Annotated in this window: 20 protein-coding genes and 1 pseudogene; 4 read left to right on the plus strand and 17 right to left on the minus strand. The window is 67.0% G+C overall.

Going from position 1 to position 22,218, the window contains the following annotated elements; all coding sequences use genetic code 11:
• The 8 genes from ACFSNB_RS16845 to ACFSNB_RS16880 form a co-directional block, all read right to left on the minus strand.
• The coding region (locus ACFSNB_RS16845; protein ID WP_377318689.1) for an IF-2-associated domain-containing protein at window positions 1-553 on the minus strand (553 nt) is incomplete at its 3' end.
• 61 nt (window positions 554-614) lie between these two features.
• Window positions 615-1,355 (minus strand): RNA-binding protein, encoded by a 741-nt coding sequence (locus tag ACFSNB_RS16850; RefSeq protein WP_377318691.1) that lies wholly within the window; start codon window positions 1,353-1,355, stop codon window positions 615-617.
• A 23-nt stretch (window positions 1,356-1,378) separates the two neighbouring features.
• On the minus strand, window positions 1,379-2,896 hold the full coding sequence (gene nusA, locus ACFSNB_RS16855) for a transcription termination factor NusA (RefSeq protein WP_377318693.1): 1,518 nt from the start codon (window positions 2,894-2,896) through the stop codon (window positions 1,379-1,381).
• Between the two features lies 1 nt (window position 2,897).
• Window positions 2,898-3,410: a ribosome maturation factor RimP gene (gene rimP / locus ACFSNB_RS16860; protein ID WP_377318695.1), complete on the minus strand. Its 513-nt coding sequence runs from the start codon at window positions 3,408-3,410 to the stop codon at window positions 2,898-2,900.
• Window positions 3,411-3,578: 168 nt separating this feature from the next.
• Window positions 3,579-5,165: a hypothetical protein gene (locus ACFSNB_RS16865; RefSeq protein ID WP_377318697.1), complete on the minus strand. Its 1,587-nt coding sequence runs from the start codon at window positions 5,163-5,165 to the stop codon at window positions 3,579-3,581.
• Between the two features lie 130 nt (window positions 5,166-5,295).
• The gene (locus ACFSNB_RS16870; protein ID WP_377318699.1) at window positions 5,296-6,294 is read right to left on the minus strand and encodes a class I SAM-dependent methyltransferase; all 999 of its coding nucleotides are present in this window, start codon (window positions 6,292-6,294) and stop codon (window positions 5,296-5,298) included.
• A gap of 2 nt (window positions 6,295-6,296) precedes the next feature.
• Window positions 6,297-8,108 (minus strand): ABC transporter ATP-binding protein, encoded by a 1,812-nt coding sequence (locus ACFSNB_RS16875; protein ID WP_377318701.1) that lies wholly within the window; start codon window positions 8,106-8,108, stop codon window positions 6,297-6,299.
• A 181-nt stretch (window positions 8,109-8,289) separates the two neighbouring features.
• Complete coding sequence (locus ACFSNB_RS16880; protein ID WP_377318703.1) at window positions 8,290-9,483, minus strand: hypothetical protein; 1,194 nt, start codon at window positions 9,481-9,483, stop codon at window positions 8,290-8,292.
• Between the two features lie 556 nt (window positions 9,484-10,039).
• Here ACFSNB_RS16880 and ACFSNB_RS16885 point away from each other — a divergent pair.
• Genes ACFSNB_RS16885 through hisH form a run of 3 tightly spaced genes read left to right on the plus strand, consistent with a single transcriptional unit; the run spans window position 10,040 to window position 12,709 of the window.
• Entirely contained in the window at window positions 10,040-11,314 is a 1,275-nt protein-coding gene (locus ACFSNB_RS16885) for an N-acetyl sugar amidotransferase (RefSeq protein ID WP_377318705.1), read from the plus strand.
• Between the two features lie 13 nt (window positions 11,315-11,327).
• Complete coding sequence (gene hisF / locus ACFSNB_RS16890; protein WP_377318707.1) at window positions 11,328-12,083, plus strand: imidazole glycerol phosphate synthase subunit HisF; 756 nt, start codon at window positions 11,328-11,330, stop codon at window positions 12,081-12,083.
• Window positions 12,080-12,709, plus strand: coding sequence for an imidazole glycerol phosphate synthase subunit HisH (gene hisH, locus ACFSNB_RS16895; protein WP_377318709.1), 630 nt, complete (start codon window positions 12,080-12,082; stop codon window positions 12,707-12,709). The genes hisF and hisH overlap by 4 nt, the downstream gene beginning before the upstream one ends.
• Before the next feature lie 25 nt (window positions 12,710-12,734).
• On the opposite strand, the gene ACFSNB_RS16900 is transcribed toward hisH, so the two are convergent.
• The 9 genes from ACFSNB_RS16900 to ACFSNB_RS16940 all read right to left on the minus strand — a co-directional run bounded on the left by ACFSNB_RS16900 (window position 12,735) and on the right by ACFSNB_RS16940 (window position 21,664).
• A complete protein-coding gene (locus ACFSNB_RS16900; RefSeq protein ID WP_377318711.1) occupies window positions 12,735-13,400 on the minus strand; it encodes an acylneuraminate cytidylyltransferase family protein in 666 nt (221 codons plus the stop codon).
• Entirely contained in the window at window positions 13,397-14,404 is a 1,008-nt protein-coding gene (locus ACFSNB_RS16905) for an N-acetylneuraminate synthase family protein (RefSeq protein ID WP_377318713.1), read from the minus strand. The genes ACFSNB_RS16900 and ACFSNB_RS16905 overlap by 4 nt, the downstream gene beginning before the upstream one ends.
• A gap of 4 nt (window positions 14,405-14,408) precedes the next feature.
• Complete coding sequence (locus tag ACFSNB_RS16910) at window positions 14,409-14,804, minus strand: acyl carrier protein (protein WP_377318727.1); 396 nt, start codon at window positions 14,802-14,804, stop codon at window positions 14,409-14,411.
• On the minus strand, window positions 14,740-16,221 hold the full coding sequence (locus ACFSNB_RS16915) for a class I adenylate-forming enzyme family protein (protein WP_377318715.1): 1,482 nt from the start codon (window positions 16,219-16,221) through the stop codon (window positions 14,740-14,742). The genes ACFSNB_RS16910 and ACFSNB_RS16915 overlap by 65 nt, the downstream gene beginning before the upstream one ends.
• 3 nt (window positions 16,222-16,224) lie before the next feature.
• Window positions 16,225-16,866: a NeuD/PglB/VioB family sugar acetyltransferase gene (locus ACFSNB_RS16920; RefSeq protein WP_377318717.1), complete on the minus strand. Its 642-nt coding sequence runs from the start codon at window positions 16,864-16,866 to the stop codon at window positions 16,225-16,227.
• A 178-nt stretch (window positions 16,867-17,044) separates the two neighbouring features.
• Window positions 17,045-18,208: a UDP-N-acetylglucosamine 2-epimerase gene (neuC, locus tag ACFSNB_RS16925; protein WP_377318719.1), complete on the minus strand. Its 1,164-nt coding sequence runs from the start codon at window positions 18,206-18,208 to the stop codon at window positions 17,045-17,047.
• A 2-nt stretch (window positions 18,209-18,210) separates the two neighbouring features.
• Window positions 18,211-19,254, minus strand: coding sequence for a nucleotidyltransferase family protein (locus ACFSNB_RS16930; RefSeq protein WP_377318721.1), 1,044 nt, complete (start codon window positions 19,252-19,254; stop codon window positions 18,211-18,213).
• A gap of 69 nt (window positions 19,255-19,323) precedes the next feature.
• Window positions 19,324-20,460: a DegT/DnrJ/EryC1/StrS family aminotransferase gene (locus ACFSNB_RS16935; protein ID WP_377318723.1), complete on the minus strand. Its 1,137-nt coding sequence runs from the start codon at window positions 20,458-20,460 to the stop codon at window positions 19,324-19,326.
• Between the two features lie 7 nt (window positions 20,461-20,467).
• Window positions 20,468-21,664 carry a polysaccharide biosynthesis protein gene (locus tag ACFSNB_RS16940; RefSeq protein ID WP_377318725.1) on the minus strand — a complete coding sequence of 399 codons (1,197 nt, stop codon included), beginning with the start codon at window positions 21,662-21,664 and terminating at the stop codon, window positions 20,468-20,470.
• Between the two features lie 166 nt (window positions 21,665-21,830).
• Here ACFSNB_RS16940 and ACFSNB_RS16945 point away from each other — a divergent pair.
• A pseudogene (locus ACFSNB_RS16945) lies at window positions 21,831-22,218 on the plus strand (transposase); the annotation flags it as partial.

A 22,218-nucleotide genomic window follows, 5' to 3' on the forward strand; every position in this document is an offset into this window, starting at 1 on the left:
CGGCGGGGGCGGCGGGCGGCGCGGCGGCCTCGGCCTCGGCGCGGGCGGCCTCGGCGGCGGCCTCGGCCTCGGCGCGGGCGGCCTGCTCGGCCTCCTCGACGAGACGGCGGGCTTCGGCCGCCTTCTCTTCCTCGGCGCGACGGATCGCCGCGGCCTCTTCCTCGGCGCGGCGGCGGACCTCTTCCTCGGCGGCGCGGCGGCGGGCCTCTTCCTCGGCGCGTTGCGCCTCCTGAAGGGCACGGGCGCGGGCCTGCTTCTCGTGGTTGGTCAGATCGTGGGCGCTGACGGCGCGGGCGGCGGCCTCGACCTTGGCCACCGCCGCGGCGAGATCGGCCTCGGCGGCGGAATGGACGCCGTCCTTCACCTCGTGCATCGCGCCACCGACGCTGCTGAAGGTGCGCTTCTTGCGGACCTCGACGGTCACCGTCTTGGACCGGCCATGGGAAAAGCTCTGCCGGACCTGGCCGGTCTCGACGGTCTTCTTCAGCTCGAGCTTGCCCGGCTGGGGCAGCTTCAGCGGGGCCTTACGATCTTGATCCTTGGAATCGCTCATGTATGACTTCGTCTCTCTCGCGGCCTGTTTGGCGGCCGGATTGCCACCGGTCCGAGCCCGGTCAACCGTCGCCGGACGGGCCGGCTCCTCCCCCCGCCGACGGGCTTCGGTTCCCGCCGGGATTCCCTGCGTCGCCCTCGGAGCGCACCTCCGCCAGCAACGCCGCGTCAGCCACCAGCCGGCCGGCCAACCGGCCCGGCGCCAGACAGACATGAACGGTGCGGTCGCGGCCGAACACGCCGCCCAACGCCGCCGAATCGAACAGATCGATCACCGGCACGTTCCGCTCCGCGGCCCGGCCGGAGGCCAGGGCCCGAACCTTGTCCCGCCCTTCCGCCGCCGCGTCGGCGGCAGCCAGGATCAGGGCGACACGGCCGGCCCGGATTTCGGCGCACACCTTGTCGAAACCGCAAACCGCCTGTCCGGCCCGACGCGCCAATCCGATCACGTCGAGGCAGCGACGGGTCAGCGCCATCTCGATCCGCGCGGGCAGATCGGGCGGCACAGTCACCGCGCGCCGGGCGGCGCGGGCGAACAGACGCTTGGCCACGGCCGTATTTACCACATCCCGGCGCGGGCTCAACCAGATTCCCCGTCCCGGTAGCCGATGGTCGAGGTCGCATACGACCTCGCCCTCGGGCGAAACGACGAACCGCAGCAGTTCCTCGCGCGGGCGCACCGTGCCGGTGGCGATGCAGCGGCGGCACGGGCCGGTTTCGGCCTCGTCCGCGACTTCGAAGCCGGCCTCGGCCGCTTCCTCCTGCTCGCCCGGCGGAGTTGCCTCCGCCTCGCATCCGGGCATGGCGCCAACCCTCTTTCCGACCGTCAGCCCGCGGCCCCGTCCTGGAACCAGTGGGCGCGGGCGGCCATGATCACGGTATTGGCCTGATCCTCGGTCATCGCGTCCTTGCCGACGATGTCGACCAGCTCGTCGCTGGCCAGATCGCCGAGATCGTCGAGGGTCTTGACCCCGCGATTGCCGAGCTTGACCAGCAGCGCCGGGCTCAGGCCCTCGATCGCCGCCACCTCGTCGACCACGCCGAGATCCTTGCGCATCAGGTCGTAGCGTTCGTCCTGTTCCGACAGGAAGGTGCGGGCACGGTTTTGCAGTTCGTCGGCGACGCTCTCGTCGAAGCCCTCGATGTCGGCGAGGTCCTCGAGCGGGACGTAGGCCACCTCCTCGACCGAGGAGAAGCCCTCGGTGACCAGCAGGTGGGCGATCACGTCATCGACGTCGAGCGCCTGGATGAACATGTTCGAGCGCGAGCGGAACTCCTCGGTGCGGCGTTCCGATTCCTCGGCCTCGGTCATGATGTCGATGGTCCACTGGGTCAGCTGGCTGGCCAGACGGACGTTCTGGCCACGCCGGCCGATCGCCAGCGACAGCTGATCGTCGGGCACCACCACCTCGATCCGGCCGGCTTCCTCGTCGAGCACCACCTTGGTCACCTCGGCCGGGGCCAGGGCGTTGACCACGAAGGTGGCGACGTCGGGCGACCACTGGATGATGTCGATCTTCTCGCCCTGGAGCTCGGCGACCACCGCCTGGACGCGCGAGCCGCGCATGCCGACGCAGGCGCCGACCGGGTCGATCGAGGAATCGTGCGAGATCACCGCGATCTTGGCCCGCGAGCCGGGATCGCGCGCCACCGCCTTGATCTCGATGATGCCGTCGTAGATTTCCGGCACTTCCTGGGCGAACAGCTTGGCCATGAACATCGGATGGGTGCGCGACAGGAAGATCTGCGGCCCCCGGGGTTCCTGGCGGACGTCGAAGATGTAGGCGCGGACGCGGTCGCCGGTGCGGAAGGTCTCGCGCGGGATCAACTCGTCGCGGCGCAGCAGGCCCTCGGCCCGGCCCAGATCGACGATGACGTTGCCGAACTCGACCCGCTTGACCAGACCGTTGGAGATCTCGCCGACGCGGTCCTTGTATTCGTTGAACTGGCGCTGACGCTCGGCGTCGCGCACCTTCTGGACGATCACCTGCTTGGCGGTCTGGGCGGCGATGCGGCCGAAATCGATCGGCGGCAGCGGATCGACCAGGAAATCGCCGACCACCGCGCCCGGCTTCTTGCGCAGGGCCTGGGCCAGGGTCAGCTGGGTCGCCTCGTTCTCGACCGTCTCGACCACCTCGAGATAGCGGGCGAGCTGGATCTCGCCGGTCTTGCGGTCGATATGGGCGCGGATGTCGTGCTCGTGGCCGTATTTCGAGCGGCCGGCCTTCTGGATGGCCTGCTCCATGGCCTCCAGAACCTCGTCGCGGTCGATGCCCTTGTCGCGGGCGACGGCGTCGGCGACCTGGAGCAGTTCGGGGCGGGGAAGTGCGGCGATTCGTTCCATCTTAATCGTCTGTCCTCAAACCTTCCTGGTCCTTGATGGCCGCCCGGATCAGATCATCGGTCAGCACCAGCTTGGCGCCGCGCACCTCGGCCAGCGGCAGCGCGACCGCGCCGCCCTCGTCGAGGGTGAGCACCACCCGCCCTTCGGCGTCCAGCCCATCGAGCCGACCGCGAAAACGCTTGCGCCCCTCGATCGGCTGCGCCGTCTCGAGCTTGACCTCGTGACCGGCCCAACGGACGAAATCCTTGGGCCGGGTCAGCGGCCGGTCGAGACCGGGCGAGCTGACCTCCAGGGTGTAGGCGCCGGCGATCGGATCCTCGACATCGAGCAGCGCCGACAAGGCGCGGCTGATTTCGGTGCAATCCTCGATCGACATCGCCGCGCCATCGACGCGGTCGGCCATCACCTGGAGGGTCGGACGCTGGTTGCCCTGCATCTGGACCCGAACCAGTTCATAGCCCATCGCTTCGAGCGAGGGCGTGATCAGGGCTTCCAGACGGCTCGGCAGATCCATGCTCTCGCGATTCCAATGACCCGAAAAAACAAAAAGTGGGCCGCTGGCCCACTCTCACCATCCTGTCGCCAGGCCTGTAAGACTGTGTCTAGAGGGAGACTATAGCGATTTCCACGTCGGACGCAACCCAGAAGCACCAAAAAGTGGCCGCCGCCGCCCTTTGCCGTTTCAGTCGGGGGCGAGCAGGGTCCGCCACGGCGCCGGGTCGATCGCGGCGAACACCGCCTCCCGCCCGGGGGGCGCCGTGGGCGGGGCCAGGGCGGCCAGCGCCGCCGCCAGCCCGGTGCCGTCGCAGACCGGCACCGCGATCCCGTCCGGCAGGATGTCGAGCGACACCCGCCCCGCCGGCCGGAACCGCAGGGTCGGCAGCCCGGCCAGGATCGCCTCAAGCCCGACGGTGGTGGCGGCATAGACCACCGCCGCCACCGCCGCCTGGGCGCCGAGCCCGCCCTCGGCCCGCGTCACGCCCGGGCTTTCGGCGAAGGCGAACGGGGTCATCGGATGGTCGCGCACCACGAAGCGCCAGCCCTGGGCGGCGGCGGCCCGGGCGGCGGCAACCATTTCCGCCGCCACCGCCTGATCGAACGGCAGGGCAACGAACACCGGGGCGGCGGCATCCCGCACCACCGCCAGCGGCGCCGAAAAACGCAGGGCGCCGCCGATCGCCAGCCGCGACCGCGCCACCCCCCAGCCGGCCAGCTGCTCCAGGGTGGCGGCGCCGCTGCACAGCACCCGGTCGGGCAGGGTCGCGGCCGGATCGGCCAGAGCGTGGGCGGCGTAATTGAACATCTGCCGGCCGATCACCGAATGCTGATAGCCGACGGTCGCCACCCCGCGCGCCCGCGCCGCGCGCACCAGGGCACGCTCCCAGCTGTGATTCTCCCACGGCCACGCCAGACGGCGCGGCCGCACCGCCGCCAGCCAGCGCCGCTGGCAATGCAACTGCCACAGGATCATCGCCGCCTGCCCGGTGCCGCCCTCCAGCGCGGCGGCACGGCGCACCAGCCAGCGCAGCCCGGGCGCGACCGGGGCGAGGTCGGGGCGCCAGCGTGCCCAGGGCAGCCGGGCCAGGGCGAACCAGGGCGCGCCCCAGGCGTGCAGGGCGCGGGTGCGGCCGTCGGCGGCCAGGGCCAGCGCCCGCCGTGGCGGGCAATCGACGTGGAGCAGCCGGCCCAGCTCCGGCAGCTCGGCCATCAGATCGCCGAAATAGGCGTCATGACCGGGACGGCTGGCGGGATGGCCATAGACCAGCAGATGGGCCCCGCCGGTCGGCGCGGCCCGGCGCTGCCGCCGCAGCCGCCACGCCGCCAGCGCCATCCGCACCGCCACCCGGCCGCGCGCGGCCAGACCGCGCAGGGCCAGACGCAGCGCCGCCGGCCACAGCGGCGGGGCTCGATCGACCGGCTCGACCCCCGGACGGGCGGCGAAATGGCGGAACAGCCAGGGATCGCGGCACAGCACCAGCACCCGCCGCCGCTCCGCCGCCCATTGGTCGATCAGTTGGGTCCAGGCCAGCATCTGGCCCAGGTCGGAAGCATTGGCGACGCAGGCCGGGGCATGGGCCAGCCCGGCGCCGCGCCCGGCGGCCAGGGTGCGGCCCAGCTCCCACCACACCGGGGCGCTGGCGGTGAAGGCCGCCTCCAGCGCCGCGCCGGGATCGGGCAGCGGCGGGCCGTCCGCCCCGGCCGCGCCGTCGAGGGCGATCCAGCCGTCGGCCGGGTGGGAGCCGGCCTGGGTGGCGAGCAGGACCGTCATGTGCTGGGCTTTCGCCCAAACCCAACCGGGGCGATGCCCCGAACCCCCTTTATTTTCGAAAAGAAGGGGGTTCGGGGGACACCCCCGAGCGGGTGCGGGCGGCAGCCCGCTGGCGTCAGCCCAGCCGGGGTCATGGTTTGCGCGCCAGCAGCCACATGTGGGAGGACAGGCGGTTGTCGGCCAGGAAGGCCTGGAACGCCGCCTGGGTTTCCGCCGGGGCCTGGCCGAGCAGGTGGCGCAGGAACGGATCGGCCGGATCTTCGCCGGCCGCCGCCAGGGTGTTGCGGACGATGTCGAGATCGATCCGCCCCGGGGTGAGGAAGTCGAGCAGGTCCAACCCGCACCGTGGCATCAACGCCTCGACCCCGGCCTGGCTGAGGAAGGTGAGGTGATGCGGCGGCGCCACCGCCTTCGAGCGCGCGCCCAGGGTCAGGATGTCGAACCCGGTGCCGCACAGGCCGGTGACCAGGATCAGACCGCCGGGCCGGGCCAGGGTGGCGAGGTCGCGCAGGAACCCCTCGGCCGAGACCAGATGCTCGATCACCTCGAACGAGACCACCAGATCGGCCTGCCCGGCCCAGGCCGGATCGGCGGCGGCCTGATCGGCCAGCCCCTCGAAGGTGGCGAATCCCTTGTTCCGGCAGGTGGCGGCGAGGCCGGCGGTCGGCTCGACCGCCCGCAGCGGCCCGTCCCAGCCGGCGGCGCGGGCCTCTTCCAGGAAAATGCCGGTGCCGGCGCCGACATCGACCACCGCGCCGGGGCGCAGGCCGCGCCCGGCCAGCAGGGCGGCGATGCGCTCGACCCGGGGACGGAAGATCATCTCCCGCCGCGCCTCGGCGACCGCCGGAAAGAACACCTCGCCCCAATAACGTTGCGAGGCGCTGTCGCGGTAGAACGCCGCCAGCCGGTCGGCCGGCGGGGCCGGATCGACCCACAGCGTGGCGCAATCGGGGCAGCGCACCAGCGAGAACACCCCCTTGGCGAAGGCGGGCTCGCCACCGCCGCCACAGCCGGGACAGGGCCGCGCGACGAACCCGCGCGTGTCCGGAAACAGGGCGGCGACGTCGGCGGTGGACAGGCGGAGATATTCGTCGTGCAAGGCGGCGGGGCGGATATCGGCTTCGCGCATGGTCATCCCTCCTGGGACAGGTCGATCCGGTTGAGGGCGACAAGATGGGCGAAATCGGCATTGCGCGCCGCCAACCCGTCGAAATCGCCGATATCGACGATCCGCCCCTGATCCATCAGCGCCACCCGGGCGCAATGCCGCACCGTCGACAGGCGATGGGCGATCACCACCAGGGTCAGGTCACCGGCCAGGGCGGCGATCGCCTGGGTGATGTCATGTTCGGTCTCGGCATCGAGCGCCGAGGTCGCCTCGTCGAGCACCAGCACCCGGGGCGAGCGGTACAGCGCCCGGGCGATTCCGACCCGCTGGCGCTGCCCGCCGGACAGGCGGGAGCCGCGCTCGCCGATCACGGTGTCGAGCCCGTCGGGCAACGCGGCCACCACCGCGTCGAGCCGGGCCAGCCGGACCACCTCGGCCAGCCGGGCGGGATCGATCTCGTCATCCTCGCAGCCGAGGGCGATGTTGCGGGCGAGGCTGTCGTCGAGCAGGAAGATCTCCTGGGGGATGTAGCCGATCAGCCGCTGCCAGCCGGACGGATCGGCGGTGATGTCGATGCCGTCGAGCAGCAGGCGCCCTTCACTCGGCCGCAACAGGCCGAGCAGCAGATCGGCCAGGGTGGTCTTGCCCGCGCCCGAACGCCCGACCAGCGCCAGCGAGTCCCCCACCGCCAGGTCGAGATCGACCCCGGACAGAGCCGGCCGGTCGGCACCGGGATAGGTATAGGACACCCCCTCCAGCCGCAGCGAGCGGGTGAAGCGTGCCGGCGGGGCCGATCCGGTCGCCGCCGGCGCCGTCCCCCGGGCGAAGCCGTCGCGATGGAGGATGTCGATCGTGCTGCTGTTTTCGCGCAGCAGACTGATCGCGGCGATGATCTTGCTGGCCGACGGCAGCAGCCGCATCGCCGCCACCCCGAGCACCCCGAGCAACGGCAGCACCTCGGCGGCGGGACGATGCTGGAGCACCACCGTCACCAGCACCACCGTCAGCATCGCCATCACCGCCACCGCCTCCAGCAACAGCCGGGGCCAGGTGGGCGCGATCAGGCTGAGGGCGGTGACCTGGGCCCGGCCCAGGGTCGGCGCGGCGAACCGCCGGACGAAGAATTCCTCCAGCCCGCCGAGCTTGACCATCTTGGGACTGCCGAGGGCCTGATTGATCCACACCAGGGCGGCGCGGTCGAACTCGTTTCCGGCCTCGCCCCAGCGCCGCAATTGGCGGCGGGTGGTGGCGTGAAAGACGACCACCGTCGCCACCATCGCCGCGCCCACCCCCAGCGTCACCAGCGGATCGACCAGCAGCAGCATCCCCACCACCCCGAGCGCCGCCAACCCCTCGGTGGCGAGTTGCAGCAGCGGCAGCACGCTGCGGACATACAGCCGCATCGACAATTGGGTGACGTTGCGCACCAGCTCGGCGCTGTTGCGGCCCAGCAGGGCCTCATAGGGGCGGGCGAGATACGCGCGCAACATCCGTTCGGCGAAATCGGCCTGCCGCAACAGGGCGAACCGCCCCTGCTGCCAGCCGATCAGGCCCAGCAGCACCGCCTTGAAAGCGAAAAAGCCCATCAATCCGAGACAAAGCAGACCGAGGGCGAGATCCGGCTGGTCGTGCAGCGCAGCCTGAAACGAGACGCCGATCAGTGGCAGCCGCCCAACGCTTTCCGGTGCCAGCAGCAACTGAAACAATGGGATCAACAGGCCGATCCCCAGCATTTCGAGCAACGTGGACACCGCCATCAGCAGTCCGGACCACGCCATGCCGCGACGGGTCGGCGCGTCGAGCAGACGGAACACGCGGAGGATCGGATCGAGCATTAGCAGACCTCGCCGCGCGGAAAAGGATGTTGATGGAGCGGGCTGGGGGGCGGAAGGGAGAGGAGCATAGGGGGACGAAAAGCAAAAACCAACCAGGGAGTCGACCTCATCATGGGGAAGGCGCGACGCTCCAGCCAGCCCTTTCCCCTCCGTTCGGGCACGGGCGCCACCGGAGGATCGATCACGCCGCCTTGGCGACAAAATTCTCGATCGCGGTTCCGATGGCGTCCCAGTAGCGTTCGCCACCATCCAGGGGATGGGCCAAGTAATCCTCGGTATAGGCCTGGAAACGCGATGCGTCGAATTCAAGCACCCGGCCAAGGTCGATCTGTCCCGGGTCGTCGATCCGATGCAAGGGGGAATTCAGCAGCGACGAACAGACGTCGTAGGAATGGGCAAAGGAGGGGTTGCCTTCGTACAGATCAGAAGAAATAATGAACATCAGTGGCTTGCGACACATCACGGCAAACCCGATGCCCACGCTCAGATGTCCGAGGACCAGCTTGCTGGCGGCCACCTGATCAAGGGTGCCCCCCCGCTGGATCCGACGGTCGCCAAACACCCCCGGATGCAGACTGTAATCGGACTGGGGATGCGCCGCGATCACCACCTCAAGCCCCAATTCACGCTCGATCCGATCGAACAGGGCGCGCAGCCCCCCATAATAGCGATTGGGCTCGATCGGGGTCTTGAGCGGAGCGAGCCGGAAATCGGGATGGAACGGCAGGTACTGATCAATGAACACCGCCTGACCGACCGCCTCGGGCAAGCTGTCCCGCCGGGCCAGGAACTGGTCGTAATCCCAGCTGTGGGTATGGATGGCCTGGGTCTGCGGCCCGATCAGGTTGTTGGGGATTTCACTGGCCCGAGCCGGATAGACCGCCAGCGCCGCCGGAGGAATCCCCAGCCACTTCGGCGGCAGGCGATGGACGAGCGAGTTGCGGAACGAGGCCTTTTTCAACCGGCTGCCGAATTCCCGCAATTTGCGCCGGAGCGGCAATTCCTCAAAGGCCCCGACCTCGCCGGGAACCAGCGTGGGCATGAAGATGGTGTAGGGTCGGCCGGCGGCGGCGATCATCCGCAACGACGGCAGGGTAATCTCCGACAGGCCATAGCTCTGGATCATCAGCATGATCATATCGGCCTGGGCGAAGGTCGCCGCCTCGGCCGTCAATTGCGACCAGGTGTCGATGCGACGCACCTCCAGCCGCGGATCCTTGACCGGGTCGAGGTGATGGTAGCGGGCATTGGGATGACAAGCCCGCATCATGTCGAGCACCGTCACCTGATGCCCACGATCAAGCATTGCCTGCAAACCGAAGCGCTCGACGTTTCTCTGGTTGAGGGGCCATTTCATCAGGAACAGAAATCGCATCTTCGGCATCCCCAAACACAGGCCGACTTCGAATCGGCTTCAAATACGCAGAGGACCGGGATGATGTCAAACTTGCCTGCCCGTTGGAGCGCGTGCGGTCAGGCGGAACGACGCCGGATCCGGGCAGAGCCGGAGAAACCCGGCCCGGAGCATTGTTGACCCGGCTGGACGGATCGACTAGCATTCGCGCGCTTCATCTTAAGGTGAGGAGTGGACAGGATTCCTGCCGATCGCGTCAGGAGACAGCAGGGCTCGGCCGCCCCCCCAGCGACACAGCACGTCGATCGCCGACAGGGATCGCGGAACCCGCCTTTATCCCGCATTGCCCCGGACCATCCCCGCCCGTGCCCGCCACAGTCCCCTTCCGACAGGACGCGTGAATGTCTTGCCGCAAGAGGCTGACCGGAGACGTGGCCGCGATGCCTTGGATCCGTCCGACCACCGAGAAAACGGGGCTCCGGATCGCTCCACCGGAATGAGCGCGGCCAAGAATAAAGAGAGAACGGCCCTCCGCCAGGCCGGTCACGTCAGGCGTATTCTTAAGAGGGGTTCCTAAATGACCGACGCCCATCATCACCCGCATACCGTCGAGAAGGACGGCAAGGTCTATATGATCGATCCCAACGACGGCCTTTTGGAAGTGCGTCATGGTCTGCCGCCAGAGGTCCGTTTCTGCAAACGCTGCGTCATTTCCAATCAGCGCGCCGCTCCCTCGGTGGTAACGGAAGACCGGGCACAGTCACGCAAATCGACGGTCGGATTTGGTGACGACGGCGTCTGTTTCGCCTGCCGGGCCGTGAAAGCCAAGCGGGAAGAAATCGACTGGGAAGAACGCGAAAGAAAACTGATCACCCTTCTTGATAAATATCGTTCACGCAACGGCTCGTGGGACGTCCTCATTCCGGGATCTGGCGGTAAGGATTCTGTTTATGCCGCCCATATTCTCAAGAAAAAATATGGGATGAACCCGCTCACTGTGACGTGGGCTCCTCATATGTACACCGATGTCGGCTGGCGTAACTTCCAGAGCTGGATTCATAACGGTGGGTTCGACAACATCCTGTTCACGCCAAACGGTCGGGTCCATCGCAAACTGACCCGTCTTGCTTACGAAACCCTGCTCCACCCGTTCCAGCCCTTCGTGTTCGGACAGCGCAACTTCCCCGCCCGCGTCGCCATGGAGCGGGGCATTCCGCTGGTATTTTATGGCGAAAGCCCCGCTGAATACGGCACCGCTGAGCGAATGGATCTGCAATCCGTGCGTCCGCGCAAGCTTTATACCGGCAATCCCGACGGAGAACTTTACGTCAGCGGCCACCCGATCGACGATTTGAGACGTCACGGCATCACCCGTGAGATGCTACGCCCCTATCTGCCGATCAGCGAGGACGATGCCGACAAAGCCGGCCTCGACATGCATTATCTGGGATGGTTCCTGAAATGGATTCCCCAGGAATGCTACTACTATTCCGTCGAAAACGTTGGCTTCGAAGCCAACGACCAGCGGACGGAAGGGACCTATTCAAAGTACAACTCCATCGATGACAAGCTTGATGGATTCCATTACTGGACAGGATTCATCAAATTCGGCATCGGCCGTTGCACCCACGAGGCCTCCCAGGAAATCCGCCACGGCCACATCACCCGCGAAGAGGGGGTGGCCCTGGTCCACAAGTTCGATGGCGAGTTCCCGAACCGCTATTTCAAGGAGGTTCTCGCCTACATGGATATGGAAGAGGCGGAATTCCTGGAAATCGCCGACCGCTGGCGGTCGCCGCATTTGTGGAAGCAGACCAACGCGGGTTGGGTCCTGCGCCATCAGGTTCGTTAGAGCACGACGCGCCATGCTGCCCGTCCGCATCATCGCCCGCCTCGACATCAAGGGCGGCAATGTCGTCAAGGGGATCCGCATGGAAGGGCTGCGGGTCGTCGGCAAACCCGGCGACCTGGCCCGCGCCTATTATGACGATGGGATCGACGAGATCATCTTCATCGATACCGTTGCCTCGCTTTATGGGCGCGACAATATCGTCGGAGTGGTCGAACAGGCGGCGCGCGACGTTTTCGTCCCTCTGACCGCCGGGGGAGGCGTGCGGACGGTCGACGACATCAAATGTCTGCTCCGATCCGGGGCCGACAAGGTCGCGGTCAATACCGAAGCGATCAAGCGGCCGACCTTCTTGTCGGAAGCCGCCAACATCTTCGGTCAGCAATGCATGGTCCTGTCGGTCCACGCCAAGCGTCACCCCGGCGGCTGGGAAGCCTTTACCGACAATGGGCGCGAGCCGACCGGCCGGGACGTCCTGGAGTGGGTGGCCGAGGCCGAAAGCCTGGGGGCCGGCGAAATTCTACTGACCTCGGTTGATCGCGACGGGGTCAAGCGGGGTTTCGACACCGATCTGATCGCGGCGGTTAGACAAAAGGTCCGGGTGCCGGTAATCGCGTCGAGCGGCGCCGGATCGGCCGACCATGTCCTGGGCGCGCTGCGGTCCGGGGGGACCGACGCTGTCGCCTGCGCCTCGCTGTTCCATTACCGCCTTTGCCCGATCCCAAAGCTGAAGGAGCAGCTGGCTATGGCCGGTCTTGCGGTGCGCCGATGAGCACGGTGGTGGTTGATTACGGACGGGGCAACCTGTTCAGCCTGTCCCAGGCGTTGCGTGTCCTGGGGGCTTCGCACGAGATCAGCTCCGATCCGACACGAATCGCCGCCGCCGAGCGAGTCGTCCTGCCGGGTGTCGGCGCCTTTGGTGACGGCATGGCCGCACTGACCGACGCGGGCTTGGTGGCACCATTGCGCGAGATCGCCCGGCGTGGAACGCCGATGCTGGGCATCTGCCTGGGGATGCAACTCCTGGCCGGGCGCGGCCTGGAATTTGGCGATCACCTCGGCCTCGGGATCATTCCCGGAATCGTCGAGCGCCTGCCCGACCTGCCCGGCGACGACGCGATGCGCATCCCCAACGTCGGGTGGAGGGAAATCTCGCCGATGTCAGGCGGCACCGATCTGTTTGCCACCCTGCCGCCGAAACCGATGATGTATTTCGTTCATTCCTATGCGATGGCACCAACCGATCCGGCCTGCATCGCGGCGACCATCCCCTTCAACGGCCGTGACGTGTGCGTCTCGGTCCGGGTGGGGAATGTGGTCGGCTATCAGTTTCACCCTGAAAAAAGCGGCGCCCAGGGCCTGGAACTGATCCGGAACTTCCTGAGCATGACAGCCTGACCATTCCATTGGCCGGCGGGGAGGATCAGCGGGGACCGGCCGGCGAAGCCAGGATCCCTTCCGCCATCGCCCAATCCGCGGGCGTATCAAGGTCGAACCAGCGCGGATAGGACGTGACGTAAAACGCCGCGTCAGAATCGAAAAAACGCCCCTCGGCCAGGATCATCTCGACCGGCGTGATGTAAAGCGCCCCGTCCAGCACATAGGCGCGATCCTCGGCCGCCAAGCGCTCGCGCCGTCCGCCACGCTCCATGAACACCAAGCTGCCTTTGTCGGCAACCAGCCCGACCGACACCAGCGAATGCCGACCGGACGCACGCCATTGCGCCACCGCCGCGTCGATCTGCACTGCCGTGCGAAACGGGCTGGTAACCTGCAGCAGCACCAGATGGGTAAAGACGTCACCGCGCGCAGCGCGCCAGCGCAGATAATCTGCGGCCATTTCGGCGCTGCCGGCCTGATCGCCGGCGAGGTGAGCCGGCCGGAGATAATCCTCCGCCAGACCCGCGGCACGGGCCAAAGCGAGATAACGCGGGCTGTCGGTGGAGAACCCCAGGGCGTCAAGGCTGGACGCACCCCGCGCGGTTTCAACCGCGCGGGCAATCAGGCTCTTGCCAGCCAGCGGCCGGGCATTCTTGTCGGGAATCCGCTTGGATCCGGCCCGGGCCGGCAGCAGGCCAAGCAATCTCATGCCAGATCGTCGGGCGTAATCACCCGATCGGCCTCCAACGGGCGGGCGAGGCGACGGCCGATCACCCGATCGCGCTCCATCGGCGACACCCCCGTCCCTGGGCGCTTGAAGGTGATGTCAGTGGAGGTGAGTACATGGCCGGCCGGCAAATCGATGGCGGTGACGATGCTTTTGCGCGCCATCCGCCGCACCCCCTCCTCGGCGGCGGAAAACACCTTGCCCGCCCCCCCCAGGGCCTGCTCGACCTTGCGAACCGAGCTGACCAGCGCGCCCATTTCCTCGATGGTCGCCGAAGCCTTGTGGTCGGGGCCGGGCAAAGTGGGATCGGGGGTCACGTGCTTTTCCAACACGCAGGCCCCCAACGCCACCGCGGCGAGGCAGCATTCCACCCCCAGGCTGTGGTCGGAATAGCCCACGGGCAGACCAAAACGACGGGCCAGTTCCGGCAGAAGACGCAGATTGATGTCGGCATACGGCGCGGGATAATTGCTGACGCAATGCAGAATGGTGATGTCACGCAATCCCTTGGCGGTCAGCACCCCCAGCGCCTGATCGATCTCCTCGAACGTGCTCATCCCAGTGGAGAGCTGGACGGGACGCCGTCGCTCGGCGATGAACTCCAGCATGTCAAGGGTCAGCAACTCGCCTGAAGCAACCTTGAAATAAGGCAGGTCGATCGCCTCGTCGAGGAACCGTAGCGATTCGACGTCAAAGGCGGTACAGGCATACGCGACCCCGGCCTCGGCACAGGCGGCAGCAAGCGCCAGATGGGCTTCCCGCGGAAACTGCACCGCCTTCGACATCTCGATCGCCGACCGTTCGCCATCATTCCGTTTCTGGTAATCGGCCTTGAAGGCATCACGCGAATAGACCCGCTCGGGTGCCCCGAGCTGAAACTTGACGCTGTCCACCCCGGTGGCGGCTAGGCGCCGGATCATCTCGAACGCGGTTTCCAGCGAACCGTTGTGATTGGGGCCGACCTCGGCGACGACATGAACCGCCATGGCGTCACTTCTCCTCGTTTTGATGACGTTCGACGAATGAGACCACCTTGCCGATTGTCTCGAAATCGTCTCCCAACAGTTGGGCGTCATCGATCTTCAGATGGAAGGATTTTTCGAGAAACAGAAGAAAATCGAGCATCTGGAACGAATCGAGCAGGCGACGAACCTTGAGCAGTTCGGGGTTGACCGGCCCATCGAGCGCGGCCGGATTGATCTCTGCGAAATAGTCGATGATCTGCTGATGAACAGACACGCTCTGCTCCTGGGTCAGCCCGGCCCCGCGACGATCATCGCGCGAACCGGGTTGGAGGGATGGGTTCAACGAACGGACCACGTCAAACTGACGGGTTCGCCCCACTTTTGCCGCGCGCGGCCAGCGCCTTGCGATCGATCTTGCCATACAGCGTCTTGGGAAGACCGGCCACGGCCTCGATCCGGCTCGGGACCTTGTGGCTGGACAGCAGGCCGCGACAATGACGCTGCAAAGCGGCGACATCAAACGCGCCTTCCACCACCACCAGCGCCGCCACCGCCTCGCCGGTCACCGGGTCGGCCACGCCGTAAACCGCCGCCTCGACCACCCCGGGGGCACCGGACAGCACCTGCTCGACCTCCTCCGGGGAAACCTTCTGGTTCCCGACATTGATCAGAGTATTGGCCCGCCCGGTCAGGAACAGCAACCCGGTGGAATCGACATACCCCATGTCCCGGGTATGCAGCCAGCCGGCGCGCAGCCGATCGTTGGTCCCAGCGGGATCCTTCCAGTAACGGCTCATCAGGCTGGTGCCGGTAACCAGGATTTCACCGCTCTCCCCGGCGGGAACCGGCTGGCCGGTGCCATCCACCAATCGCAACTCAGTCCCCTCGACCGGAACACCAACCGCATGGTGGTCGGTGACATCCCGTCCCCGCCGGCCGTCGAGCCAGAAATAACTGATGCGCGGACCATTTTCGGTACAACCATACATGTTGCAAACCCGCGCCCGGGGAAACAATCGCTCCATCTGCGTCACCAGTTGCAGCGACAGCGGCTGCCCTCCGGTCATCACGTAGCGGACCGACGGCAGCGCAGCCCCCCCCGGCTGGGCGCAGAGCAACCGGAACGCGGTCGGGTTGGCCGATACCCCGGTCAGACCGAGTTCGCCAATCTGCCGCAGCAGTTCCGCCGGCAACTTCAAACCGGTCGCAACCGGCAGGATCGATGCGCCGACCCAGGCATGGACCAGATTCTGCGAAATCGAGTAGGCATAGCAAGGCGGGGTGAAGATCGGCGAGGCATCCTCGGCCTGTAGGCCGAGATAGGACGCCACGGCACGGACATTCGCGGACAGCCCGGCCTCGGTCAGCACCACCCCCTTGGGCTCGCCTGTGGTTCCCGAGGTGAAGATGATGACGGCGTCACCCGGCTCGGCGGCAGTCTCTTCCGACGGCGACAGGGTCAGCAGCAGACTGTCCCGGCCGACGGAAGCAACCGCCCGGGGAGCCACCGTCCCCACCGCCGGCATGTCGGCCAGGGCGAAACGGGCCTCGGACCGGACGATGACCCGCTGCTGCTCAGCCGGTGTCCATTGCGGCGCCAGCGGCACCACGACCCCCCCGGCCTTACGAATCCCGAGCAGAGAGGCGAGATAGTCGGGCCCCTGGTCGAAGCAGACCGCCACGCGGGCACCGTTCAGACGCCCATCCCCGCCCAAAGCCGCGCAGATCCGGTCAACCTCCGCCAACAATTCACCGAAACGAAGCGACGCGCGGCCGAGAATGAACGGCCGGTCAAGTCCGACGGTCCGCCCCAGAATGTCCGTGAAGATCGATCCCATCGATCACTCCTCGTTCGCCTTGCCGATGACTCGGGCGGGATTCCCCAGCAGGAAAGCCCCAGCCGGAACATCACCAATGACCACCGCCCCGGCCCCGATCCGCGAACCGGCACCGATGCGCTTCCGTCCCGACGCGAGGACCGCCCCCACGCCGACAAAGACATCCTCCTCCATCGTGACCTCGGCCCCGATCGTCGCGCCGCCGCCGATCAGGCAATTGGCGCCGAGAACGGTATCATGCAGGACGTTCACGCCGGTTCCGATCAGGGTCAGATCGCCAATCGCCGTGGCATTCAGCAGGGTCGACCCCATCGACACGAACACCCCGGCCCCCAAGCGGACGCTGGAGGCGAGATTGGCGCTGGGGTCGATGATCGGCGGCAGATGATAGCCGAGATCACAGGCCCGCCGGAACAGCAGACGACGCAATCTCAGGTTGCCGACGGCGATCGCGACAGCATCAGCTCCGGCCGGCGCCGCCGCCAGCAGGTCATCTCCCCCGAGAACCGGCACCCCGTCGATCTCCCGGCCATGCAGCGCCGGATCGGCATCAAGAAAGCCGACACAGGCCACCTCCCCCCGGCGGCGGATGACTTCCAGAAACAGACGGCCGGTCTGTCCGGCACCGACGATGATGAGAGTCATGGAAAGATCGGGTCCCGTTGCCATGGGGGAGAGGAAAGAAAGGACGCCCCCCCGATCTGCGCGCGCCAGAGCCCGCGGAACGAGGCTCCGAAACAAGAGGGACCCGAGCGGCATCCGTCCCGAACGGCGCCACCGCGCCTCACCCGCCGGCCAGACAAGAACAGGGGTATCCCGCCGTTCATGGGAGATAATCCACGAACTTCTTAACGAGAAGACGATGGTCGAGCGGCGTCTCGATCAGCACCCGCGCGGCCCTGGGACCAGCGGTGCCGTCACCGTAAGGGTTGCACATCGAAGCGATCCCTGCCCGAAACCGGTCCGACAGCGCCCGCGCCAACGCGGCTTCGATCGCCTCGACGTGATGAGAGCAATCGATCACATGGGGCGGCTTCAGCTTACCTTCCTGACGCCGGCCGATATTGACCGCCGGCAGGCGGAAACTGCCCGCTTCGACCAACCCACTCGATGAATTGCCGACGATCGCGCGGCAATAACGCATCAGGCTGCCATAAAGGGCATTCCCGGCATTGCGCACCAACCGGAAACGACCGTCTCCCGCGGCCAGCGCCTCGATTGCCGCCACGATCACGGCATGGCCACGATCAGCATTGGGATAGGTGATCACGGCCTGAAGACCGCAGGCTTGAAGCGCAGCGATCAGGTCCCCTGTCTGTTCCTCGATCCGATCGACCTCCAGGGTGGTCGGATGAAAAGAAACCAGCAGGGTCGGCTGGGCGAGATCAAGACCGACGGCGGCGGAGGCCTCCTCCCGGGTCAAAGTCGCCGCCTCGAGAATGTCATCGAGCGCCGGAACCCCGACCACATGTACCCGCCACGCCTCTTCGCCCATCTGCCGGATCCGGGCCGCATAGCTGTCGATCGCGGTAAGATGGAGGTGGCTCATCTTGGTCAGGGCGTGCCGCACCTGCTCGTCGATCGCTCCCTCGGTCACCGCGCCGCCATGCAGGTGCGCCACCGGGATCATGAAACCGAGCGCGGCAAGCGGGCCACACAGCATTTCATAGCGATCGCCCAGTATCACCAGCAAATCGGGCCGACGCGCGGCAAACGCCTGGGCCAGAGCGGCGGTTCCCAGGCTGATGGACTTACCCACTGCCGCCTCGGTGTCACCAGCCAGGGTCATCTCCAGCCCAGCCTCGAACGAGAACCCGCTGGCCGCGATGTCGCGCCAAGTTTCGCCGAAGGTCGGCGAGAAATGGTTTCCACTCACCAGCAAACGCAACGTCACGTCCGGAGCTTCGCGCAAGGCCCGGAGGACCGGACGATAGCGGGTAAAGTCGGACCGCCCGACGGTCAGGACGGCGATCTCGCGGCCGGACATGCTCAGGACCCGACGAACAGGGCATCGAAATCGGCGGCGGCCTGGCGGAATTCCGGAGGCCGGCCGATATCGATCCAATATTCATGGATGGGAAAGCCGGTCACCGTGCCACCACTGGCGATCACCCCGCGCAACAGATCGGGCATGTCGAGAGGCACCGGGCGCTCAGGCAACACCGCCGGATCGAGCGCATAGATCCCGGCAGAAACCTTGAAAGGCTGCACCGGCTTTTCGACGATCGCGCTCACGCGGTCTCCCTCGAATTCCAGCACGCCGTAGGGCACCTCCATTTCGAACAGGCGCACCCCGACGGTCGCGCCGGCCGCACGGGACTCGTGGAAAGCCAGCAATTGACCGAAATCCGCCTTGGTCAGCACGTCGCCATTCATCACCAGGAGCGGATCGACCGGCCGTTCCGGCAGAAGGCCGAGCGGCCCCGCCGTCCCGAGTGGTTCGTTCTCCTCAAGATAACGGATCTCGACGCCGAACCGCCCGCCGTCGCCGAAATGCCGCTTGATGATCTCGGCCTTGTAATTCACCGCGAGATAGAGCCGGCGCAGTCCGTGCGCCGCCAGTTCCTGAACGATCGTCTCCAGGATCGGCTGACCGCCGACCGTCAGCATCGGCTTGGGCAGATGCTCGGTCAGCGGCCGCAACCTTTTGCCCTGCCCCCCGGCCAGGATCACCGTCCAGTTCGGCCGCTCGCCGGTCAGTTCAACCATGTCGGACAGGATGAGCAGATCGACCACCACCCCCTGATCGACCACCGGCAGTTGGTAGATGTCGAGCGACTTCATCATCGTCAGCGCGGCCGAGCGCGGGGTGTTGAGAGGGATGGTACGGGGATGGGGGTTCATGATCCGCGCCAACGGCGCATCCATCGTCTCGCCGCGCAGCAGTGCGCGCCGGACGTCGCCATCCGTCACCGTCCCGAGCAGGCGCCGTTCGGCATCGACCACAAGCAGGATACGAAACCGTCCGAACCGTCCCAGAGCCTGGTGCAGGGAATCATCGGCGGCGGCAAGGACGGCGTGCCAGGGCTTCATTCCGGTATCCGACGGCAGGAACAACAGAGGGCGCAGTCTACGACCGGCCCACGCCGGAAATCCAGCCGCTCATCGCTGCGCGCGCAGCAGGTCGATCACCTGCCCCTGCTCCGCCTCGGTCAGGGCAACGGAACTGGGCAGGATCACCACCCGCTCCCACAAATCGTCCGCCACCGGTTGCGGAGTCCGGGGGGCGTCGGCATAGGGGGCCTGCAGATGAACCGGCTTCCAGAAGGAGCGGGCCTCAACGCCGCCCTCGGCCAGGGTGGCGCGCAGGCGGGCGGCATGGGCCGGGTCACGGGCAACCAACCCGGACAGCCAGCACGCCCCCTCGGCCCAGTCCGGCGCCGGGAAACGGCCATAATCGGCCCGGTTCGCCAAGCCGACCTCGTAGCCGGCCCGGATCCGCCGCTTGGCGGTAAGGAAGGCATCGAGCCGTTCCAATTGGGCGCAGCCGACCGCGGCGGCAAGATTGGTCATCCGATAATTGAAGCCGATCCTGTCGTGATTGTAGTCCCGCCCGACCCGGGCAGTGGTGCCGAGATGGCGAGCCAGGGCGCACAGCGCCGCGTCGTCGCCGACCAACGCGCCGCCGCCACCGGTGGTCACCGTCTTGTTGCCATTGAAGGACAGACAGGTCAGATCTGCCCCCATCCGCCCGGCCGGCCGGCCACGCAGGGTCGCGCCCAGGCAGGCGGCGCCATCGGCCACCACCGGCAATCCGGCGGCTCGGGCGATCGGCACGATCGCGTCGAGATCGGCCGGGCTGCCCAGGGTATGCACCGGCATCACCGCCGCCACCCGGCGACCGCTGCGGCAATGGAGACGCTGACCCCGCCGAACCACGGTTTCCTCGTCCAGCATCCGTTCCAGCACCAACGGATCCAGCGTCCAGCTGTCGACCGCGATGTCGGCCAGCCACGGCACGGCGCCGGCATGGGCGATGGCGTTGGCGCTGGCGATAAAGGTGAAGCTGGGCACGATCACCAGATCGCCCGGCTCGACCCCCAGTGTCACCAGGGCAAGATGCAGCGCGGTGGTGCCGGCCGAGGTGGCGACGGCCTGTCCGGCTCCGGTCGCGTAGGCGATCATCGTCTCGAAACGATTGACGAACGGACCGACCGACGAGACGAAGGTGGTTTCGACGCATTCGGCGAGGTAGCGCGCCTCATTACCAGAAAGATCGGGGACACAGAGCGGAATCATGGCCGTCTCACATCTTCTGATCGAGGTTGCGACCCAGCTCGGCATGATCGAGGTCGGGGACCGCGCGGGCCAGGGCGGCAACGATTTCCGCCTTGTCCCACACCGGACGCCGGCGCAGAGCGGCGATCTCGTCGAGGAAGGCGTCGATCTCCGCGCGGTCGGCTGCCGGCTCGCGGATCACCCCGATCTCGGCAAAACGAGAGAAATCAGGGGTTTCCGCCTCGCGCCAGAATTCCTCGGCCATTTTCTCGCCGGTGGTGTCGGAAGGGGAAAACAGGCAGGGCCAGCGACGGGGATCACGCCCGAGCATCGCCTTGGCTTCCGCCTCGTCGGCACAGGGCTGCGGCTCCAGCCCCCGCGCCTCCAGAACCGCGCGGGCGATGTCGGCAAAACTCAGCAGATCATCCCGGGGATCGAGGCGGGGGAAGAACACCTCGCACGGGCCGGCGACAAACGCGGCGAGCAGGCAAAGCTGCCCGGCTTCCTCGGCCGAGATGAAATAGCGCCGGACGTCAAGAGGCGCGGCAAGCGGTTGCCCTTTGGCCAGCCGCAATTCGAACCCCTCAAGCAGACTGCCGGCGGAAAAGGCGACGTTGGCGAAACGGGCGGAGGACGCAATGCCGCCCCGACGGCAGAACAGCACCCGCTCCATTAGGTTCTTGGTCGCCCCCATCAGATTGGCGGGACGGACGGATTTATCGGTCGAGACCGAGAACAGGCGCCGGGCCGGGCCGACCCGGTCAAACGCCCGATGCAACGCGCCGACATTGACATCGATCATCCGCATCAGGCTGAACGGATCGCGTTCCGCCCGAACATGCTTCATCGCGGAAAAATTGACGACATGATCCCACGGACCATGGGCGGCGGCGAACCGGGCAAACTCCTCGCCGCCCAGATCAATCGAGAGGCTGCGCAGATCGGGCGGCAACCGCACTTCGGCCGAACGCAGGTCGCGCACCACCTCGACCAGAGTGTTCTCGTTGAGATCGACCAGATGCAGCGCCGCCAGCGGGTATGCCGCCACTTGGCGGGTGAAGGCGGAGCCGATCGACCCTCCCGCACCGATCACCAGCACCCGGGCCCCGTCCAGTTCTGCCCGCAGAGCCGACTGGTGCCGGTCGAGATCAGCGGCGAACAGGGAACGGCCACGACGAAGGATACGCGCCAACAGCGGGTCGGCGGTCAAATGGTGCAGGCTCATCGCCCAGATCCTGTTTCGAATGGAGACCGGACCATAGTCACATCTCCCAGGGGGGGTCAAGGCTTGGCGCGCCGGAGCCCAGAGAGCCGGCCTGGGAAATTCGGACAGGGGGATAAGTGGATTTCCCGCCTGAAAGCGGCGACGATGCCGCGCAGGAGGAAGGACCATGACGAAACGTGCGCGCCGGACCCATTCACCGGCCTTCAAGGCGAAGGTGGCGCTGGCGGCCATCAAGGGCGACAAGACGCTGGCCGAGCTGGCTCAGCAGTATGACGTGCACCCCAATCAGATCACGACCTGGCGGGGGCAGTTGCTGGAGGGAGCGGCCGGGTGATCACGCTGATGCGCCGCATGGGCATCGAGGCGCTGTACCGCCGGCCGAACACCTCGAAGCCGGTGCCGGGGCACCAGGTCTTCCCGTACCTGCTGCGGGAGATGAGGATCGAACGGCCGAACCAGGTATGGGCGATGGATATCACCTACATTCCCATGGCCCGGGGCTTCGTCACCCTCGCCGCCGTGGTCGACTGGTACAGTCGCCGGGTGCTGTCCTG

This window comes from Phaeospirillum tilakii, from assembly GCF_042683125.1.
In the GTDB taxonomy this organism is placed as follows: Bacteria; Pseudomonadota; Alphaproteobacteria; order Rhodospirillales; family Magnetospirillaceae; genus Phaeospirillum; species Phaeospirillum tilakii.

What these genes read in the sequence shown, in the direction of transcription:
- ACFSNB_RS16850 (WP_377318691.1), bottom strand. Translation starts at nt 1,355, where the DNA reads ATGCCCGGATGCGAGGCGGAGGCAACTCCGCCGGGCGAGCAGGAGGAA.
- nusA (WP_377318693.1), bottom strand. Translation starts at nt 2,896, where the DNA reads ATGGAACGAATCGCCGCACTTCCCCGCCCCGAACTGCTCCAGGTCGCC.
- rimP (WP_377318695.1), bottom strand. Translation starts at nt 3,410, where the DNA reads ATGGATCTGCCGAGCCGTCTGGAAGCCCTGATCACGCCCTCGCTCGAA.
- ACFSNB_RS16865 (WP_377318697.1), bottom strand. Translation starts at nt 5,165, where the DNA reads ATGACGGTCCTGCTCGCCACCCAGGCCGGCTCCCACCCGGCCGACGGC.
- ACFSNB_RS16870 (WP_377318699.1), bottom strand. Translation starts at nt 6,294, where the DNA reads ATGCGCGAAGCCGATATCCGCCCCGCCGCCTTGCACGACGAATATCTC.
- ACFSNB_RS16875 (WP_377318701.1), bottom strand. Translation starts at nt 8,108, where the DNA reads ATGCTCGATCCGATCCTCCGCGTGTTCCGTCTGCTCGACGCGCCGACC.
- ACFSNB_RS16880 (WP_377318703.1), bottom strand. Translation starts at nt 9,483, where the DNA reads ATGCGATTTCTGTTCCTGATGAAATGGCCCCTCAACCAGAGAAACGTC.
- ACFSNB_RS16885 (WP_377318705.1), top strand. Translation starts at nt 10,040, where the DNA reads ATGACCGACGCCCATCATCACCCGCATACCGTCGAGAAGGACGGCAAG.
- hisF (WP_377318707.1), top strand. Translation starts at nt 11,328, where the DNA reads ATGCTGCCCGTCCGCATCATCGCCCGCCTCGACATCAAGGGCGGCAAT.
- hisH (WP_377318709.1), top strand. Translation starts at nt 12,080, where the DNA reads ATGAGCACGGTGGTGGTTGATTACGGACGGGGCAACCTGTTCAGCCTG.
- ACFSNB_RS16900 (WP_377318711.1), bottom strand. Translation starts at nt 13,400, where the DNA reads ATGAGATTGCTTGGCCTGCTGCCGGCCCGGGCCGGATCCAAGCGGATT.
- ACFSNB_RS16905 (WP_377318713.1), bottom strand. Translation starts at nt 14,404, where the DNA reads ATGGCGGTTCATGTCGTCGCCGAGGTCGGCCCCAATCACAACGGTTCG.
- ACFSNB_RS16910 (WP_377318727.1), bottom strand. Translation starts at nt 14,804, where the DNA reads ATGGCAAGATCGATCGCAAGGCGCTGGCCGCGCGCGGCAAAAGTGGGG.
- ACFSNB_RS16915 (WP_377318715.1), bottom strand. Translation starts at nt 16,221, where the DNA reads ATGGGATCGATCTTCACGGACATTCTGGGGCGGACCGTCGGACTTGAC.
- ACFSNB_RS16920 (WP_377318717.1), bottom strand. Translation starts at nt 16,866, where the DNA reads ATGACTCTCATCATCGTCGGTGCCGGACAGACCGGCCGTCTGTTTCTG.
- neuC (WP_377318719.1), bottom strand. Translation starts at nt 18,208, where the DNA reads ATGTCCGGCCGCGAGATCGCCGTCCTGACCGTCGGGCGGTCCGACTTT.
- ACFSNB_RS16930 (WP_377318721.1), bottom strand. Translation starts at nt 19,254, where the DNA reads ATGAAGCCCTGGCACGCCGTCCTTGCCGCCGCCGATGATTCCCTGCAC.
- ACFSNB_RS16935 (WP_377318723.1), bottom strand. Translation starts at nt 20,460, where the DNA reads ATGATTCCGCTCTGTGTCCCCGATCTTTCTGGTAATGAGGCGCGCTAC.
- ACFSNB_RS16940 (WP_377318725.1), bottom strand. Translation starts at nt 21,664, where the DNA reads ATGAGCCTGCACCATTTGACCGCCGACCCGCTGTTGGCGCGTATCCTT.